Origin of the sequence: Vibrio sp. 10N.261.54.E10 (genome assembly GCF_002877735.2) — a bacterium.
GTDB classification, from domain to species: Bacteria; Pseudomonadota; Gammaproteobacteria; order Enterobacterales; family Vibrionaceae; genus Vibrio; species Vibrio crassostreae_C.
In genome coordinates this window covers 1,643,758-1,659,787 of sequence record NZ_MCXE02000002.1, presented here as the reverse complement: position 1 = coordinate 1,659,787, position 16,030 = coordinate 1,643,758, and the positions used below count along the sequence as shown (strand labels likewise).

Annotated in this window: 14 protein-coding genes; 4 read left to right on the top strand and 10 right to left on the bottom strand. The window is 43.0% G+C overall.

The genetic code is table 11. The features are described 5' to 3' along the window. Positions 1 to 183: 183 nt before the first annotated feature. The 5 genes from BCU07_RS18515 to BCU07_RS18495 form a co-directional block, all read right to left on the bottom strand. Positions 184 to 1,473, bottom strand: a complete 1,290-nt coding sequence (locus BCU07_RS18515) for a DEAD/DEAH box helicase (protein ID WP_017069930.1) — start codon at positions 1,471 to 1,473, stop codon at positions 184 to 186. A gap of 203 nt (positions 1,474 to 1,676) precedes the next feature. Then, positions 1,677 to 2,417, bottom strand: coding sequence for a DUF1223 domain-containing protein (locus BCU07_RS18510; protein ID WP_102427950.1), 741 nt, complete (start codon positions 2,415 to 2,417; stop codon positions 1,677 to 1,679). Between the two features lie 175 nt (positions 2,418 to 2,592). Continuing rightward, positions 2,593 to 2,781 carry a hypothetical protein gene (locus BCU07_RS18505; RefSeq protein WP_017059812.1) on the bottom strand — a complete coding sequence of 63 codons (189 nt, stop codon included), beginning with the start codon at positions 2,779 to 2,781 and terminating at the stop codon, positions 2,593 to 2,595. A 313-nt stretch (positions 2,782 to 3,094) separates the two neighbouring features. Further along, complete coding sequence (locus BCU07_RS18500; protein ID WP_017059813.1) at positions 3,095 to 4,096, bottom strand: TerC/Alx family metal homeostasis membrane protein; 1,002 nt, start codon at positions 4,094 to 4,096, stop codon at positions 3,095 to 3,097. A gap of 574 nt (positions 4,097 to 4,670) precedes the next feature. Continuing rightward, positions 4,671 to 6,410 carry a bifunctional metallophosphatase/5'-nucleotidase gene (locus tag BCU07_RS18495; RefSeq protein ID WP_102333460.1) on the bottom strand — a complete coding sequence of 580 codons (1,740 nt, stop codon included), beginning with the start codon at positions 6,408 to 6,410 and terminating at the stop codon, positions 4,671 to 4,673. 238 nt (positions 6,411 to 6,648) lie between these two features. Between BCU07_RS18495 and BCU07_RS18490 the strand changes: the two genes are divergently transcribed. Beyond that, positions 6,649 to 8,400 (top strand): ATP-dependent endonuclease, encoded by a 1,752-nt coding sequence (locus BCU07_RS18490; protein WP_017059816.1) that lies wholly within the window; start codon positions 6,649 to 6,651, stop codon positions 8,398 to 8,400. 171 nt (positions 8,401 to 8,571) lie between these two features. On the opposite strand, the gene BCU07_RS18485 is transcribed toward BCU07_RS18490, so the two are convergent. Both BCU07_RS18485 and BCU07_RS18480 read right to left on the bottom strand, forming a co-directional pair. Further along, complete coding sequence (locus tag BCU07_RS18485) at positions 8,572 to 9,066, bottom strand: DUF1097 domain-containing protein (protein ID WP_017059817.1); 495 nt, start codon at positions 9,064 to 9,066, stop codon at positions 8,572 to 8,574. Between the two features lie 205 nt (positions 9,067 to 9,271). Next, the gene (locus BCU07_RS18480; protein WP_065584985.1) at positions 9,272 to 10,177 is read right to left on the bottom strand and encodes a LysR substrate-binding domain-containing protein; all 906 of its coding nucleotides are present in this window, start codon (positions 10,175 to 10,177) and stop codon (positions 9,272 to 9,274) included. A gap of 273 nt (positions 10,178 to 10,450) precedes the next feature. Here BCU07_RS18480 and focA point away from each other — a divergent pair, with 273 nt between their 5' ends. Continuing rightward, the gene (gene focA, locus BCU07_RS18475; RefSeq protein ID WP_050650436.1) at positions 10,451 to 11,902 is read left to right on the top strand and encodes a formate transporter FocA; all 1,452 of its coding nucleotides are present in this window, start codon (positions 10,451 to 10,453) and stop codon (positions 11,900 to 11,902) included. Between the two features lie 273 nt (positions 11,903 to 12,175). On the opposite strand, the gene BCU07_RS18470 is transcribed toward focA, so the two are convergent. The 3 genes from BCU07_RS18470 to BCU07_RS18460 form a co-directional block, all read right to left on the bottom strand. Continuing rightward, positions 12,176 to 12,745: a YceI family protein gene (locus tag BCU07_RS18470; protein ID WP_017059819.1), complete on the bottom strand. Its 570-nt coding sequence runs from the start codon at positions 12,743 to 12,745 to the stop codon at positions 12,176 to 12,178. Next, complete coding sequence (locus tag BCU07_RS18465; RefSeq protein ID WP_017059820.1) at positions 12,742 to 13,281, bottom strand: cytochrome b; 540 nt, start codon at positions 13,279 to 13,281, stop codon at positions 12,742 to 12,744. The genes BCU07_RS18470 and BCU07_RS18465 overlap by 4 nt, the downstream gene beginning before the upstream one ends. Before the next feature lie 153 nt (positions 13,282 to 13,434). Further along, on the bottom strand, positions 13,435 to 13,680 hold the full coding sequence (locus BCU07_RS18460) for a DUF2164 domain-containing protein (RefSeq protein WP_017059821.1): 246 nt from the start codon (positions 13,678 to 13,680) through the stop codon (positions 13,435 to 13,437). A gap of 252 nt (positions 13,681 to 13,932) precedes the next feature. Between BCU07_RS18460 and BCU07_RS18455 the strand changes: the two genes are divergently transcribed. Then, positions 13,933 to 14,568: a hypothetical protein gene (locus tag BCU07_RS18455; RefSeq protein ID WP_017067365.1), complete on the top strand. Its 636-nt coding sequence runs from the start codon at positions 13,933 to 13,935 to the stop codon at positions 14,566 to 14,568. Between the two features lie 575 nt (positions 14,569 to 15,143). Next, positions 15,144 to 15,881 carry an EAL domain-containing protein gene (locus BCU07_RS18450; RefSeq protein ID WP_017067364.1) on the top strand — a complete coding sequence of 246 codons (738 nt, stop codon included), beginning with the start codon at positions 15,144 to 15,146 and terminating at the stop codon, positions 15,879 to 15,881. Positions 15,882 to 16,030 lie beyond the last annotated feature (149 nt).

Below are 16,030 nucleotides of genomic sequence, written 5' to 3'. Positions count from 1 at the left end.
CTCTTATGGAGGACGCTATCCTTCGAACGGCTTATCGGGTTGTTTAACACTGCAACAGTCGTTTATTAACGACTCAAATCCCAGCCCTACAGACACAAAAAAGGCGCAATTAAGCACCTTTTGAATGTCTATTACTTATTGATTTATATGGCTTGCTGATTTATATGGCTTGCTGACTCAAGATCAGTTGTTGTTCAGCCACACATCTTGGTTTTTTGGAGCTTTCTTCTTCTTTTTCTTCTTGCCAGTACCGGCCGGTGGCGCAACAGGTTTTAGTGCTGCGATCAGTTCAGCTGTCGCTTCTTCATCCACTTCAAAGCCTTCAATTTGCTCACGCTCAAGACGAATCTTGTTCTTCTTCTCGATGATTTTGAAGTGGTGGTAATCTTCGTGATCGATCAGAGATAACGCAAGACCAACTTCACCTGCACGACCACTTCGGCCGATACGGTGCATGTAGTCTGACGGGCTACGCGGTAAGTCAAAGTTGATTACCACTGGAAGCTTCTCAATATCCAGACCACGTGCCGCGATGTCTGTCGCGATCAGAACGTCAATCTCGCCAGATTTGAAATCTTCTAGGATACGAGTACGTGAACCTTGCCCTTTATCGCCGTGGAATACTTCTGCGATGATACCGCGCTTGTAAAGCTTGTCTGCTAGGTGCTCACAGCTGTTCTTCGCATTAACGAAGATCAGAGCTTGGCGCCATTCATGTTGTTGAATTAGGTGTGCGAGTAACGCTGTCTTGCGACCTTTTTCTACTTCGAATACACGTTGAACCAGTGTGCTCGCATTGGCACTTTGAAGTTGAACTTCAATTGGATCGCTTAGAAGTTCGTGAGTCAGCGTTTTAACTTGCTCTGGGAAAGTTGCAGAGAACAACAAGGTTTGTTTTTTGCTCGGCAAGAGCTTCAAGATTGCATCAAGTTCTTCGGTAAAACCTAGGCTTAGCATTCGGTCAGCTTCATCAAGCACTAACGTTTTCACTTTGTCTAGCTTGATAGCGTTGCTTGAAATAAGGTCAAGCAGACGACCCGGTGTTGCCACCAAGATATCAGTGCCGCCACGTAGCGCCTGCATTTGAGTGTTTACCGATACACCACCAAACACACAAACCGTTTTAATCGCGCCATTGAAATGCACAGCGTAAGATTTAACGCTGTCAGCCACTTGCTTAGCAAGTTCACGAGTAGGAACCAAGATAAGGCCAGAAACAAAGTTACCTTTGCCTGAACGACGGTCCAGAGGGGCATCTTCATGAATCTTTTGTAACAGTGGAAGTGCAAATGCTGCGGTTTTACCTGAACCGGTATTTGCGCCTGCAATTAAATCGCGTCCTGCTAACACACTTGGAATAACTTGCGCTTGGATAGGCGTTGGCTGTTGGTATTCAAGCTCAGATAAACGAGCCATCAAAGGAGAGATTAAGCCAAGATCAGAGAAGTTGGTTGGTGCTGTGGTGTTAGTCATTAATTGCAGGAACTCAAAGCTAAAATAATAGCGCGCTATACTAACGTATTTCCGCTGTATTACGTAACTAAATCGCCCCTTTCCAGCCTGTAACTTCAATTTAGACCAACTAAAACGGGACGAAGGCGACACAGTACCGGTTTGGTGTCGCCCCAATTGCTAACTTGATAATTGAAGGACAATTGGCGTTGAGCACCGTGAGTTTAATTCAACCACCCTGCTACCGTCTGTTCAGGTGCGTACGAATTAGGTGCGGTTAACCAGACAGCTACGGCATCGGGCGAAGCGACTAGCGGATCAAAGTCCACATTGAATTGCCACTCAGATTCACCACGTTGGTAGCCATCGTACACTACGACAAAATCATGCTCTAACTTCTTACCTCTGTTCTCGCCCGCCTTAACGCTGGTGACTTCGTTCATCGCCAGCAAAGCTATATGAGCAACATAATCCCCTTTGCCTTCGTAACTTACGCTGAACGTATCGCCTTTATAGTTGACCATTAGCTTGGGGTTATTTTGTTGTTTGAGCGAAGGCAACGTTCTGTCTAACCAGTTAAAGTAACCGCGCCACTCTTTTCCATCGACAACAAAGCCGGGTGTGTAAACCCCACTTGTTACTCCATAAGCTTTGTACAAGCGTTGCTTCTGACTAAACGCCTTACTCGCGAACTTGTCGCCCCAACCTAAGTAATCCCAATAATCGACGTGATAGGCAAGCGGAATAACTTGTGTCCAAAGTTTTGGATGGTCTTCAAAAGTACTGAGGTACTGATCAGCAGGTGGACAACTTGAACAACCTTCAGAGGTGAAGAGCTCGATAACCTGTGCGGGCTGGCCTTCATTACTCCAGGTTTGTGCAAGCGACACTGAGGAATAGAAGCCGATCGGTAAGGCAAATAAACAAAGTTTAATCAATGATGAATTGCGTTTGGCGTGTGACATACCGAGATCCTTGTACAAAGCGAATTGAATGGCGCTCAAATACAGACCATTATGCCTAGGTTTTTCTTTCAGGTGCTTAGTTTACGAAGAGATTGAGTTTATTTCAGATACAAAAACGCCAGCTTTAGAAGCTGGCGTTTTCTTAAAATTCTATATTTACATGTTAACGCTGAGATTAACGGTTAATACCGATATCGCGTTGCATGTGACCAGATAGGTCGCTTGCGTAGTAACTACGTGGAGAGTTGTCTACGAAAAGAATATCGAAAATGTGTGCAATCAATCCTTTGAAGTTAACCGAGTAGGTTTTCTTATCCATAGAGTTAGGAACAGCGATAGTATTCATTTGTACTGCTTGAGCCATGATTGCCTCTCTATAAATTTATTAATGTGTTTCGTTCTGATGACAAGAATAATAGGTGATCTTTTGCAGGTTAAAAAATGACTAAAATTAGATTTTGGGATTAGTTTTTCTAATAAAACAAACCATTAACAATGCCACAAAATAGATATGCAGATTATGTGAGTACAAATTCAATATAGTGTTTAAATCATGCATTTAGTACAAATACCCCGCAAACAACAGTGGCCAATGTCACAGAAAATTTACATAAATAAATTTTCCACTTCATCAGCCACGTGTTCATTATCGACTTTTCGATAAGTTATATTTGTTTTTAATTTACTTGTTCAATGCCTGGCTTCTTCGCATAAACCGACGCTATAACCGCAATCGTCATCGTAGAAACCAATACCGCCAATGACCAGTAAGTTGGGATAGCCCACTCGCTATCAACCAGAAGCATTTTCACACCAATGAACACCATGATGAATGAAAGCGCGGGTTTCAAATAGATGAACTTGTCCATCATACCTTGCAGTACAAAATACAACGAGCGAAGACCAAGTAACGCAAACACGTTAGCCGCAAGTACCAAGAACGGTTCTTGTGTTACCGCAAAAATCGCAGGGATAGAGTCTAATGCAAACATCACGTCCATGACTGCGATCGCACCGATGACCAACATCATTGGAGTGAATGCCCATTTAGCACCCTGTTTAACCATTAATGCAGGGCCATGGAAGTCCTCTGTTACCGGCATCACTTTACGAAGTAGCTTTTCAGGCAGAGTATTCACACTCTCCTCTTCGCCCTTGTCTAATGCCAGCTTAATACCTGTACCAATCAAGAACGCAGCGAACACGTAAAGCACCCAGTGATATTCCGCCAATAGCTGTGCGCCTAGTGCGATCATAATTGCACGAAGCACCAATGCACCAATTACGCCCCAAAGAAGCGCACGAGGTCTTAGATGCTCAGGAACTTGGTATTGAGCAAAGATCATCGCAAAAACAAACAAGTTGTCTACGCTAAGGGATTTTTCTAACAAGTAACCCGTAATGAATGACACGGTTGCTTTTTGCGCTGTGTAGTCACTGTTCGGCGCATAAATGTCCCAAAATAGGTAAATCGAGCCAGCAAACAAAAACGCAAGTACAAACCAGAAAACACTCCAGATTGCCGCTTTCTTGATAGTAACGTTACCGCCACGAGTCTGATAGATATCAATAGAGACGAGAATAACCGTTAGCAGGAAAAAGCCCGCATAAGTCGTCATGATTGGCGATGAAAAAAAGGATTCACTATTTGTAGATAATAGAGATTGAGTTGAGTTCATTATTCCTCCGGGCGGAAGAACTGTACAAAGACCTTCCGCAAACAAAGCATATCAAGCTCCATTACGGATCTTGACTGTGATTGCGTTGGTCTCGTTGAAGTGAAATATGGGATTTCACTTTTACATACCGGATAGACTCTTGGCCTAACGAGATGACGATATGTAAACTTGCGCTAACTACTCCCCAAACGCGTGGATAATAATCCTCTGGTTGTGTTTCGTCTATATAAATTTGCACGGAAAAAGCAAAAAAGGAGCAAACGCTCCTTTCTGATTGATGCCACTTTGTCAAATAGACACGCGAATTGATTCTAAGAATAAATTCGCAAGTCAAACACACTATTGCACTGCGTAATGAAGTTGCAAAAAGAGCAATTTACAGCCCTGCGGCAGGTATTAAATACACTAACGCTGACCAAACTGATACCCAACCGACAACCGCTACCGCATCTAACCAATCTTTCTTATCCATGCATATCTCCACAAGAAGGCGACCTGCAGAGATAAAGCATAAACAATGCCAATTTTATAAATAACCCAAAGTAATAGTGTTAAATATCAGTATCAGCTTTAGTTATCTAAAACACTCCATGCAATTCAACGGTTCATTGAGTTGAAGCGACTCTGGGTGGTCTTGCAGAAACTCGATGAAGCAGTCTGCCATAGAGTCAGTGGTGACCGTGCCATCACCGATCATATCCAACACAGCGTTATAGCCCTCTTTGCCTTTCATTGTATAGGCTGACGACGCGCCCCGGTAAATACGGTTGCGAGAAACAGCTTGCCAACCTGAATCATCAGAGTGAATTTCTAGATGGTGAATCCTGTGTCCTATAGGCGCTTCTTTGTGGTAACAAAACCTCAAATTATGTGTATAAGGAAAGCTACCTGAACCTGTGCCCACGACACCATTATCAATCGCGTTATTGATTGCACCTTCAAGCATGCCAGCGATCGTTTCACCTTTTACTTCATACACACCAATAGGTACGGCAAACGGTAGTAGTTTTCCGGCAATATCGGCAACAGAGACATCGCCGCTGTTCAGTGAATTTCTTACACCACCGGCGTTGTGAATGGCAAAGTCAACCTGATGCCCTTTCTTGTTCATTAGATGGTGAAATGATTGAGCAACCAAGGGGGCTAGTTGACTCGGGCCTTTAGCATCTGGAATACGTACATGGCGAAGTTTAGTGTCTGCATGAGCAATCACTTGTTGCTGAAGCTTTCGAACTCGCGGCTGGTATTTATCCGTCAGAATGCTCTGCAGCTCAGGATCTTTCTTACACACTGCAATATTAGGGTGATTGTTTAAAAACTCACACGCCATATCGTGGGCATCGTCTTGCCCTACTTCACTCAGTTTCGCGTCTATAAAGAGTCGACGGCCTAATAACAGTTCGTTTTTACCATTGAAGTGCGTCACTTTGCCTTGAGAATCGAACTCGATTTCGCAGTGTCCTAAGCTCATGGCGTGGAAACCCGCTTGCACAACATAGGTATCGCCAATTTTCACACCGTATTCATCATCTTTAACTAAGCCGATATCAGAGAAATCACCTTGTAAGCGATGACTATGACCACCAACGATGACACCAATACCTGTTACGTTGGCTGCTAACTCTAAATCAGCTTCGTAACCAAGATGGCTAAGTAACACAATCTTGTTGATACCTGCTTGATGGATTTGCTCAATGGTCCCTTTTGCTGTTTCCAAAGCATTTTCAAACGGTGTATCGATATCTGGGTTAGCGATGCCTGCCATCTTGTCGATGCTTAAGCCGAATATTGCGACCTTCTCGCCATCAAACTCTTTCGTTATAAAAGAAGCACTTCGTGTTTCAGGCAGATAAGGCTTAACAATGTCGTTGTCCGCTAGCGTATGAGTTTTATTGATATCCTCATTCGATAGATTCCAGTTACCGGCCAACAGCGGGAATTTGATTCTTTTCGCGAAAATCGCAACGGGCTCATTACCCATGTCTAACTCGTGATTACCGAGCGTCATGGCATCTATATTAAGGGCATTCAACAAATCGGCATTGGCTTTTCCCTTGAATAAGGAAAAGTACAACGTGCCCTGGAAGCAGTCACCAGCGTGCAAGAACAAGGTTCCAACCTTCTGACGCTGGGCATCTTGTTCTATTTGTTTGAAGCGTGTTGAAATTCGAGCAAAGCCACCAGCACTGACATAAGGTTCAATGATGTGGTTGTTCATTTTAAGTGATAGCTGTAACGAGGTTGGTTCAAAGTATGAGTGGGTGTCGTTGATGTGTGCCAACACTATTTTTGTCGGCTTATTCTTTTTAGTCATATTTTCTTCTCTCTTTGTCCCTTCATACTAGGTCGAGAATCATGACAGAATCGTGAATTTTATGAAACTGCACTGCAAAAAAATACTCGAGATAGATCAAAAATCTCATTTTGCACCGTATTAATAAACAACGGGTTTTGTGACAGGTGAGCATACCGGATTTGGATTTTTCGATTATGATTAAAGATATCTGTTAGCTTTCAAATAATTAGCAGAGCCTTCCGTTAGGAGTAAGCCTATGCAACTAGAAAGAATCGAGATTTCTGGCTTTCGAGGTATCAAGCGCATGTCACTCGCGTTTGACGAGCTAACCACGCTTATTGGTGAAAATACTTGGGGTAAGTCTTCATTATTGGATGCCCTTTCCGTCATTCTGCCCTCAGACGGTGTGCCATATCACTTTGAAATGACCGATTTTCATGTCGATTACTCTGTTTCACACCCGCAGTCTCAACATCTTCAAATTGTTCTCGCTTTAAAAGCTAACGATAAGAGCGAACTTAACGCAGGTCGTTATCGCAAACTCAAACCTATTTGGGTTCAAGATGAATTTGGCGTATTTCGCATCTACTATCGCATCAGCGCGACGTTAGAACAGTATGAGACAACAACACACTATGCATTTCTTGGTTTGGACGGTAATCCGCTCAAGCTTCATCATTCAGAAAAGCTTGCTCAAGAATTAATGACCTTACATCCCGTTATCCGTTTGCGTGATGCAAGGCACTTTGATCGTCCTTTCAACGGCAAGTCCCTTAACCACAATGCTCACCTGCCGACTAATGTTCACGCAACTAATGCAAATTCAAACGGGAACGGGAACCATCACACGAGCAATGGCACAACAAATGGAAACGGCGCCAATAACGGTAATGGTCGACAAGCAAGAATAGAAAAACGAATAGACAACACCTGCCGCCGTCTTATGGCGATACCCGGACATGTTAATAAAGGTGAAATGCGCAGTAGCCTAGAGTCGATGCAAAGTTTGATTGAGCACTATTTTTCTTTCAAAAGTACTTCTCGTCGTAACCCTAGAAAACAGCGAGACGGATTGCTTTATTCTGCGGGTACCAATGATCAGAGTATTCATCAACTCGTCGAAGAGACCAAGAACAAACAAACTCGCTTATTATTCATGGGGTTACTTAACGCTTATCTACAAGCTAAAGGGCCAAACGACTTAAGGCGATGTGCGCGCCCTCTGTTGATCCTTGAAGATCCAGAAGGTCGATTGCACCCAACACACTTGGCAAGGGCTTGGAGCTTGATGCAGAAATTGCCCATGCAGAAAATCCTGACCACCAACAGTGGCGACCTACTTGCGGCGGTCCCACTTCAATCGATTCGTCGCTTGGTTCGTCAGTCAGACAAAACCATCGCCAATCAACTCAACATGAACCATTTCAGTAAGGATGAACTTCGACGAATTGGTTTTCATATCCGCTTCCACCGCTCTGGGGCACTATTTGCTCGCTGTTGGCTATTAGTAGAAGGTGAAACCGAGGTTTGGTTGTTCAATGAACTTGCCAACCAATGTGGCTATAACCTAGCAGCAGAAGGTGTGCAGATTATTGAGTTCGCCCAATCAGGACTTAAGGCACTGATTAAGGTCGCGCAAGAGTTTGGCATCGATTGGCATGTGGTAACTGACGGCGATGCGGCGGGTAAAAAATACGCAGCAACGGTGCTATCGAAGCTTGGTAATGATCAGGAAAGACATCGACTCACGGAACTGCCAGATAAAGATATCGAGCATTACCTATATATGAATGGATTTGAGAGCTTTTTCCGTGACATGGTTAAGATTCCATACGATCACCCTATCCCTCCAAAGAAAGTGGTTGCCAAGGTATTGAAGAAACATGCAAAACCCGACCTTGCACTCGCCATTGTTTCTCATTGCGAGAATCAAGGACAAGAATGCATTCCGCTTTTATTAAGGTGGACATTAAAACGCGTGATCACCATGGCGAATGGAAATACCTAAACATAATTTGTTTTATAGATGCTATCAGTTGCTCTACTGATGAAATATTTAGCTAGTCACCTCAACCAAAAAAGGCACACCAAACGGTGTGCCTGTATAAATCGATATACAAATTAATTGGGGGTTATCTTGCAAGAGTTCACAGTGACTAACTAAGGTTAGGTTAACGAATTAAGCCTTTGCCTGTTTAGCGTGTTGTTCAACAACTTCCGAAGATTGAGTCGATTTCTCGTGAAGCCATAGCCCCGTTGCTTTCATCAAGTATCCAAATACACCACCAAGCAGTAAAGATGGCACTACAAGTTGCCAATCACCACCTGCAGCAAACGTCGCACAGCAACCAATGAAGGTGCCTGGGATATAACCTAGCCACGCTTGTTTCGCTTGAATACACATAAAGAAAGCCACAATAGCAGTAATCATGTAGCCTAAAATCTCTAACCCTGCGAAGGTTGAGCTTTCGATAATCACCATTGCCCAGAATACGCCAGTCATGTTGGTCAATAAGCTACCTGCTAGTCCTTTAACGCCGCCTGTTGGCGAAGCAAAGTAACTGGTGCAACCTAAGAAACCTGCCCATGACAATAAGCCGAAAGAGATAGCAATCCATCCCCATAGACCTGACAAAATACCTGTTGTTAATGAAATCGCGACTAATGTACTCATACTATTTCTAAAGCCTAATTACGTAATTGAACGCAACCGGATTTAGCCTCACTTAAAATCAAGTAAGCATACTATGGGAAGATAGCCCTTATTTAGCCGATCACGATCACATTAATAATGTATGCACTTGTGCATTTATCACTAGATGGAGACCGGAATCGCTTATTCAACATATTTAGTTATTAGAATTGGTGTTGAGTAGCGACTAAAGAATCGACCGTTTGCCTTTCATCATGCGCTTACCTTCACGCTTGATACATTCAGCAAGTGGGTTCTCTGCCATGTCAGCACGCCAAATAAAGGACAAGGTTCTTTCCATTTCAAGCTCAGGAACATTCAACGTCACCAGTTGCCCTGACTCAACAAACTGTTCGACATCTAGATAAGGTAAACACGTTAAATATGGGCCGTTTGCAACCAAACTTCTTAAAACAGGAACGTGTTCATACTCTCGCCATACATCGAGATCGCCAATTAAATGGTGAATAGAGCTATCAAAAACTTTGCGAGTACCCGAACCATGTTCGCGTAATACCCACTTTGCTTGTTCTAATTGTGCCAAGCTGACTCGTTCACGCTTCGCAAACGGGTGATGAGCCGATGCAACCACCGTTAAATGGTCGGTACACCACACTTCTTGGTGAACTCGGTTGTCATCACAACGACCTTCGATAACGCCCAAGTCATATTGATAATCTAATACACCATCAATGACAGCATCGGTACTTTGCACGCCAAGCGAGATTCGCATCTCAGGAAAGTCGTTATCAATAATACTGATGAGATCAGGAACGAGGTGTTCCGCTGGAGTTTGGCTAGCACCTAATTTGAGTTCGCCACTCAACAAATGCTGCTCGTAAAAACCCATCTCAATTTGCTGCGCATCTTGCAGTAAACGCTTCGCTTTTGGTCTTAACCACATGCCCCAATGAGTCAGGGCCATTTGCTTGCCCTGCCTTTCAAACAAAGGCCTGCCGAGCATTTTTTCCAACTGTGCAAGAGACATACTTGTTGCCGACTGAGTCAACGCCAATTTGTCTGCTGCCTGACTAACGCTCCCGGAGTCTGCTACTGCATCAAATACCGCGAGTTGCTTTAATGAATAACGCAAAATTCATCCTTAATGCTTTTAATTATTTGTGTCCTGATGCTCGTTTTTTATAAAGCCAATGAGCAATCAATTTCATTCTACGCGTAACCAAATCTATATCAATAAATTTGATGTGGTTTCTAAAAATTATCAATTTTACCTCTACCCCTCAACGCCCTAATCTGGAATGGCAGGACACAACGAGCCCTGCAAAACATTACTGATTAACCATTACGGATTAACCAGGTCATTAACACTAGGAATTACACATGACGGATTGTTCAAGGGGGGGATATGGCAACCAGCACTTCTGAAAATCATCAACTGTTCTCACCAACAGAAATGATGGCGGAAGCAGAGAAGTTTGCATTAAGTAAAGCAAATAAAACCAGCAGCATGACATTGAGTTTGGCAATCATGGCTGGCGCATTCATCGGGCTTGCTTTTTTATTCTACATCACGGTAACCACGGGCAGCGCTGATGCTGGATGGGGACTGAGTCGCTTAGCCGGCGGTCTTGCCTTCAGTATGGGTTTGATCTTGATTGTGATTTGCGGTGGTGAGCTATTTACCAGCTCAGTGTTATCAAGCATCTCATGGGCTAACAAGCAAATCACCTTCACGAAGATGCTGTCTATCTGGGGCAAGGTGTATGTCGGCAACTTTATCGGTGCCATGTTCCTATTGGCTTTGGTAAGCGCAGCAGGCTTGTATCAACTGGATGGCGGGCAATGGGGCTTAAACGCTTTAAACATTGCTCAACACAAGCTACACCACACCCCAGTTCAAGCGTTTGCTTTGGGTGTGCTTTGTAACTTGTTGGTGTGTTTAGCGATTTGGTTAACGTTCAGCTCTGCTAACGCAATGACCAAAGCAATGATGACCGTGTTACCCGTTGCAATGTTCGTAAGCTCAGGCTTTGAACACTGTGTGGCGAATATGTTCATGGTTCCGCTAGGCATCACGATTCAAGCATTCGCACCAGAAAGCTTCTGGATGCAAATCGGCGCAACACCAGCCCAGTATGCAGACCTAAACGTCATGCAATTTGTCACCGCAAACTTAATACCAGTGACAATCGGCAACATCGTAGGTGGTTCAGTATTGGTCGGCTTAGCGAACTGGAGCATCTACCGTCGCCCACAACTTAAAGCAGCAAAAATTACCGCTATTACACAAACAACAGAAATTACGTCAGTTAAGGAAATTACTATGAACACAGCAACTACTATCAAGCAAATCATGAACACTCAACCAATTACACTGAGCGTAGAAATGCCAACATCAGTCGCGATTGATACACTTTTAGACGCGCAACTTGTTAGCGCTCCTGTTTGCGATGTTGAAGGTCGTCTAGTGGGTATCTTCTCTGTTCATGACGTAATGGTTGACCTTTGGTGCCAAGATTACATCCCAACTAAAGGCCAAAAAGTTGTAGACCTAATGAGCCGTGACGTTGTGGCAATCGACGCAAACGACAAGCTAGTGGACGTTGCTGAGTTCCTATGCATCGACAAAGAGCAACTGTACCCGACGACAAGCATGGGCTTCGCTACTCGCCTGACATCTCTTTCTCTAGAAGAGCGTGCAAAAGCGATGAAAGTAAGCCAACCACATATGCTTCCAGTGTTAGAAAACGGCGTAATGGTAGGTGTGTTGACTCGCATTGAAGTGATGCAAGCACTACGTCCAATCTACGGTGACCGACTAAACGTGGTTCCACAAGCTGAACTAGAAACGGCTTAACTAATCTTAAGTTGAACTATTAGGGATTAGTAGTTCAATTAGATAACTCAGTCATGGCAACGTTGACTGGCTAGAGGTAAACGGTGGCTTTTAACGTACTAAACGGTTTGACACAAAACAGACCTAAACGCGTTGCCATTTATCTCAATAAAAAAGGCGCAAAGTGAAAACTTTGCGCCTTTCTCTATTTCTAACTGTTGCTTTCTAAGTATCTATTTAACTTTTGGTGTTACATAAGAGATTGATACTAGTTAGCGATCAACAATAGCTAGATTACTTCTTTACACCTTCAACGTGTAGATCCATATCTACATAGCTTGAAGCGCCCATTACTGGAATGTTGAAGTCAGCAAGTTCTAGACGAGTTGTACCAACGAAACCTGCACGCTCACCGCCCCATGGGTCTTGACCAGCACCGATGAATTCAGCTTCGATAACGATAGGCTTAGTTACACCGTGAAGTTTAAGGTCACCCATTACTTCAAGTTTGCCGTCGCCTTTATCAACAACTTTCGTGCTGTTGAATGTCGCATCAGAGAACTTACCAGCATCGATGAAATCGCCGCTACGGATATGCTTATCACGTTCTGCGTGGTTTGAATCAAGGCTTGTAGTATCAACCGTTACGTTTACTGTAGACGCTTCAACGTTGCTTTCATCAAATGAGAAGTCACCTGAGAATGTGTTAAAACGACCTTGGATAAAGCTGTAACCCAGGTGGCTAACTTTAAAGTTAACTGAAGCATGCGCACCTTTTGTATCAATCACGTAATCAGCGGCGTTCGCAGCGAAAGGCATTGCCATTGCAAATGCTAATCCTGTAGCGATAATTGACTTTTTCATTTTGAAGCTCCTATCATTTTTCGTAGCGTATCGTCTTTGTCGATAACGTGGTGTTTTATCGCCGCTAAGGCGTGTACTGATGCCATGATGATCAGTACCCATGCAGCATAGTAGTGAATCGTTCCTGCGAGATCAGATTGGTTTGCAAACAGTTCACCCATACTTGGTACAGTGAACCAATTGAATACGTCGATCCCGCGGCCATCTGATGTTGAAATCAAATAACCTGAAATAAATAAAACCGCTAAGTTAATGTACATAAAGCCGTGAGCGATCTTCGCTGCTGCAACTTCATAGCTTTTACCTTCTACTTTAGGTGACGCGGTAACTAGTTTCCAAACCAAGCGGATAACAGTAACAGTAGCCAAAAGAATGCCTACCGAGCGGTGATAGTCTGGCGCTGTTTTGTACCACTCGCTGTAATATGAAAGATCAACCATCCACAGGCCTACACCAAATAAGCCAAATACTGCGAGAGCTGAAATCCAATGCATCGCTCTAGCTAAAGGGTTGTAATTTCTAACGTTGTTGTCCATGCATCTCTTCCGAATGTTAACGAATCGTGTAGTTTTGAAAAGCGTACCCTACACTAAGTTTGTGTAACATATTATTTACCAAGCTTTACAATAGTTACATCATTGCAAATTAAACGAGTTATTCAAATTATTTGAACAAGTTTGGGCTAAACGTTAAATTTCAACAATTTGCTCGATTTCGTAGAGCTCATCTGAGATGTCTAACATTTTGCGTTCCATCACTTTCTGAGCGTCTTCTATCCCCTTGTTGTAATACACTGCGCCAAATTTTTTGCTGATGAAGTCGACCAAGAATTCCGTGTCGAACTGACCAAGCTCCACATCAAGTTCATCCTGCAGGTACTTTTGGAGCGTATGAGTAAGCTCAGATTTTTGTTTCGAATCTAATTGAATGGTCATGAATGTTTCCAAATAAAGAGTAAGTAGATCAATTGTGATTTGCTGACTAGACTATAGTCGAGGTAACTAGCTAGAATTCCTCATAATTTAGAATACAGACCTGTAGAGCGCCAGTGCTATCCATAAAATCACTCAGCAATGGTTAATTTTGATAGAGAGATCAAGAACTCGCACTTTGACGATAGGTAACGGAACCGCAATTACCGTACTATTGCCCATCAATAAGATAGTAGCTGTGTATAAGGGACTTCATTGTTATTAGATCTAGTGATTAAAAGCGTTAATCAATTTCAAGACGATTGCCTAAAGCTCTGTGAACGCCACTACCCTACGGTGCACAATCAAGGGATCAGTGAGCACCATATAGGAAAGGCATTTGCTCGCCGAATGGAGCACACCTTCGTTAGCTTTAATCATGCAAGCAACATCAGCCCACTTGAAATGCTTTCCTCTAGAGAAACGCCTCGACACTTCCGAATATCTTCCGAAATTGGTACCGTTTGGATGATCAGTCATCATATGGTGAGCGCCGGGAAAACCTGTCGTAGAAAGTTAATGTTGGACATCCATAATTGGCAACAAGAGTATGGATTTTCCATTCAACCCAATGACGTTTTGATCATTGTCTCCGACCATTGGATTAGCCGAAGTAAAAACAGTGGTGAATTATTGCATTGGTGGATGGGTGAACTCCCAGACGAGATCACGGAATATAGCCAACAAGGTATCACGCTAAGAGAGAGTGATTCTCAATTCGCTACTGACTTAAATAATAATTTTAAAATCAGCCCTTGCTTCATTAAATTTGGACACCCTTTAAAGCGGTCAGGAAATCAACAACTGGTTCGTAAATACCTGCAACTTTACGCAGTACTTCAATGGCAGTAAGAATACGGGTCAACATTTTTAATCAGTCTTGAAAGTAAATAGTTAGACCTCCATCCCAGTATTTTATAAAAGACAACTCATTCCCTGTTCATTAATTATTCGAACTTCCTGTTTTAATTATTAATAGCCGATCGACTCACAGTCTCGATTTTGAGAGATAGATATCATTTCTGTGTAACTCGCTTAGTCAATCTATTTTATAACTTTGACACTCCCCCATAATTTAAGCTATTAACCCTACTTTTCTCTGGTGTATCAGCGTTCTAGCCTTATATTGGTTGGGATTAATATGTGAGGCGTTACTCAGCCATTAGATTCACTTAAGCTATCAAATGCAGTCAGTGATAAGTAAATTTAATGGTTAATGTCATTTATCATGCTGATTTTTCGTTAGTTATATTAATTTAAATATTGGCGTTACAAATGAATTTTTATTAATTGACAATTTAGTAACACCTGTCAATATTGTGACAGCCGTGACGTATATTCTCGTCATTAAATAAACACCTTTATTAGCGACTATGATTTTATCAGACAGAAGTGAATTTGTTAGCTGTATATCTGTGGACGCCGATATGCAGTTTATTGCGAAATATCAAGACCTAACACTTAGAAGTGTCTACCAACCTATATTTGATTCTTCTATGACTCAGATAGGTGTAGAGGCTTTAGTTCGAATTTCGAACAGAAAAGGTGCCATTGTTCGCCCTGATCACTTCTTTCATTCCGACGAAACCTCATGCACAGACAAAATTAATGTCGAGAGGCTGAGCCGAGCCATTCATATACGCAACTTCGCACAGTCGACTATCCGTCATTTACACCTATTTTTGAATGTTCTTCCTAATGTTGGCGAGTTATTTGCTGCAGAGAAAGTGAGCGATAGCTTGTTAGCTAAGCGCCTGCATGAGCTTAACTTATCGTGCGAACAAATTGTGATGGAGTTGGTCGAACTTAACGTAGAGAGTGAAGAACGTTTGAAAGACGCGGCACATTCACTAGCGGAGAATGGTTTTCAAATCGCTGTCGATGATTTTGGTACACAAGCATCAACCGAACAGCGCGTTCGTCACATTAACCCTCATATCATCAAGATAGACCGCTCGGTTATGTTGGACTTTGAACAAGGCGACACATGTGAAATGGAATTGGCCCTAAAGCTTGCTACCCAAATCGGTGCGAAGACAGTAATCGAAGGGATAGAAACCCAACAACAACTCGCAGCGATGCAAAATTTAGGCTTCGATATGTATCAAGGTTATCACTTAGCTATGCCAAAGCCGATTGAGTTGGATATTCGCCTCGCAATCTAGAAGTGCCCTCTATTCTCTATTCTACAGGAAGCCGCTTTACCATTGGTTAGCGGCTTTTTGATACCTATCTCTTTCTTAACGCAACGCTCGCTGACGCTATAGTCTCTTAGCACGATCTTGTATCGCCAAGTCACACCCATAAAAAAGCC

What these genes read in the sequence shown, in the direction of transcription:
- BCU07_RS18515 (WP_017069930.1), bottom strand. Translation starts at nt 1,473, where the DNA reads ATGACTAACACCACAGCACCAACCAACTTCTCTGATCTTGGCTTAATC.
- BCU07_RS18510 (WP_102427950.1), bottom strand. Translation starts at nt 2,417, where the DNA reads ATGTCACACGCCAAACGCAATTCATCATTGATTAAACTTTGTTTATTT.
- BCU07_RS18505 (WP_017059812.1), bottom strand. Translation starts at nt 2,781, where the DNA reads ATGGCTCAAGCAGTACAAATGAATACTATCGCTGTTCCTAACTCTATG.
- BCU07_RS18500 (WP_017059813.1), bottom strand. Translation starts at nt 4,096, where the DNA reads ATGAACTCAACTCAATCTCTATTATCTACAAATAGTGAATCCTTTTTT.
- BCU07_RS18495 (WP_102333460.1), bottom strand. Translation starts at nt 6,410, where the DNA reads ATGACTAAAAAGAATAAGCCGACAAAAATAGTGTTGGCACACATCAAC.
- BCU07_RS18490 (WP_017059816.1), top strand. Translation starts at nt 6,649, where the DNA reads ATGCAACTAGAAAGAATCGAGATTTCTGGCTTTCGAGGTATCAAGCGC.
- BCU07_RS18485 (WP_017059817.1), bottom strand. Translation starts at nt 9,066, where the DNA reads ATGAGTACATTAGTCGCGATTTCATTAACAACAGGTATTTTGTCAGGT.
- focA (WP_050650436.1), top strand. Translation starts at nt 10,451, where the DNA reads ATGGCAACCAGCACTTCTGAAAATCATCAACTGTTCTCACCAACAGAA.
- BCU07_RS18470 (WP_017059819.1), bottom strand. Translation starts at nt 12,745, where the DNA reads ATGAAAAAGTCAATTATCGCTACAGGATTAGCATTTGCAATGGCAATG.
- BCU07_RS18465 (WP_017059820.1), bottom strand. Translation starts at nt 13,281, where the DNA reads ATGGACAACAACGTTAGAAATTACAACCCTTTAGCTAGAGCGATGCAT.
- BCU07_RS18460 (WP_017059821.1), bottom strand. Translation starts at nt 13,680, where the DNA reads ATGACCATTCAATTAGATTCGAAACAAAAATCTGAGCTTACTCATACG.
- BCU07_RS18450 (WP_017067364.1), top strand. Translation starts at nt 15,144, where the DNA reads ATGCAGTTTATTGCGAAATATCAAGACCTAACACTTAGAAGTGTCTAC.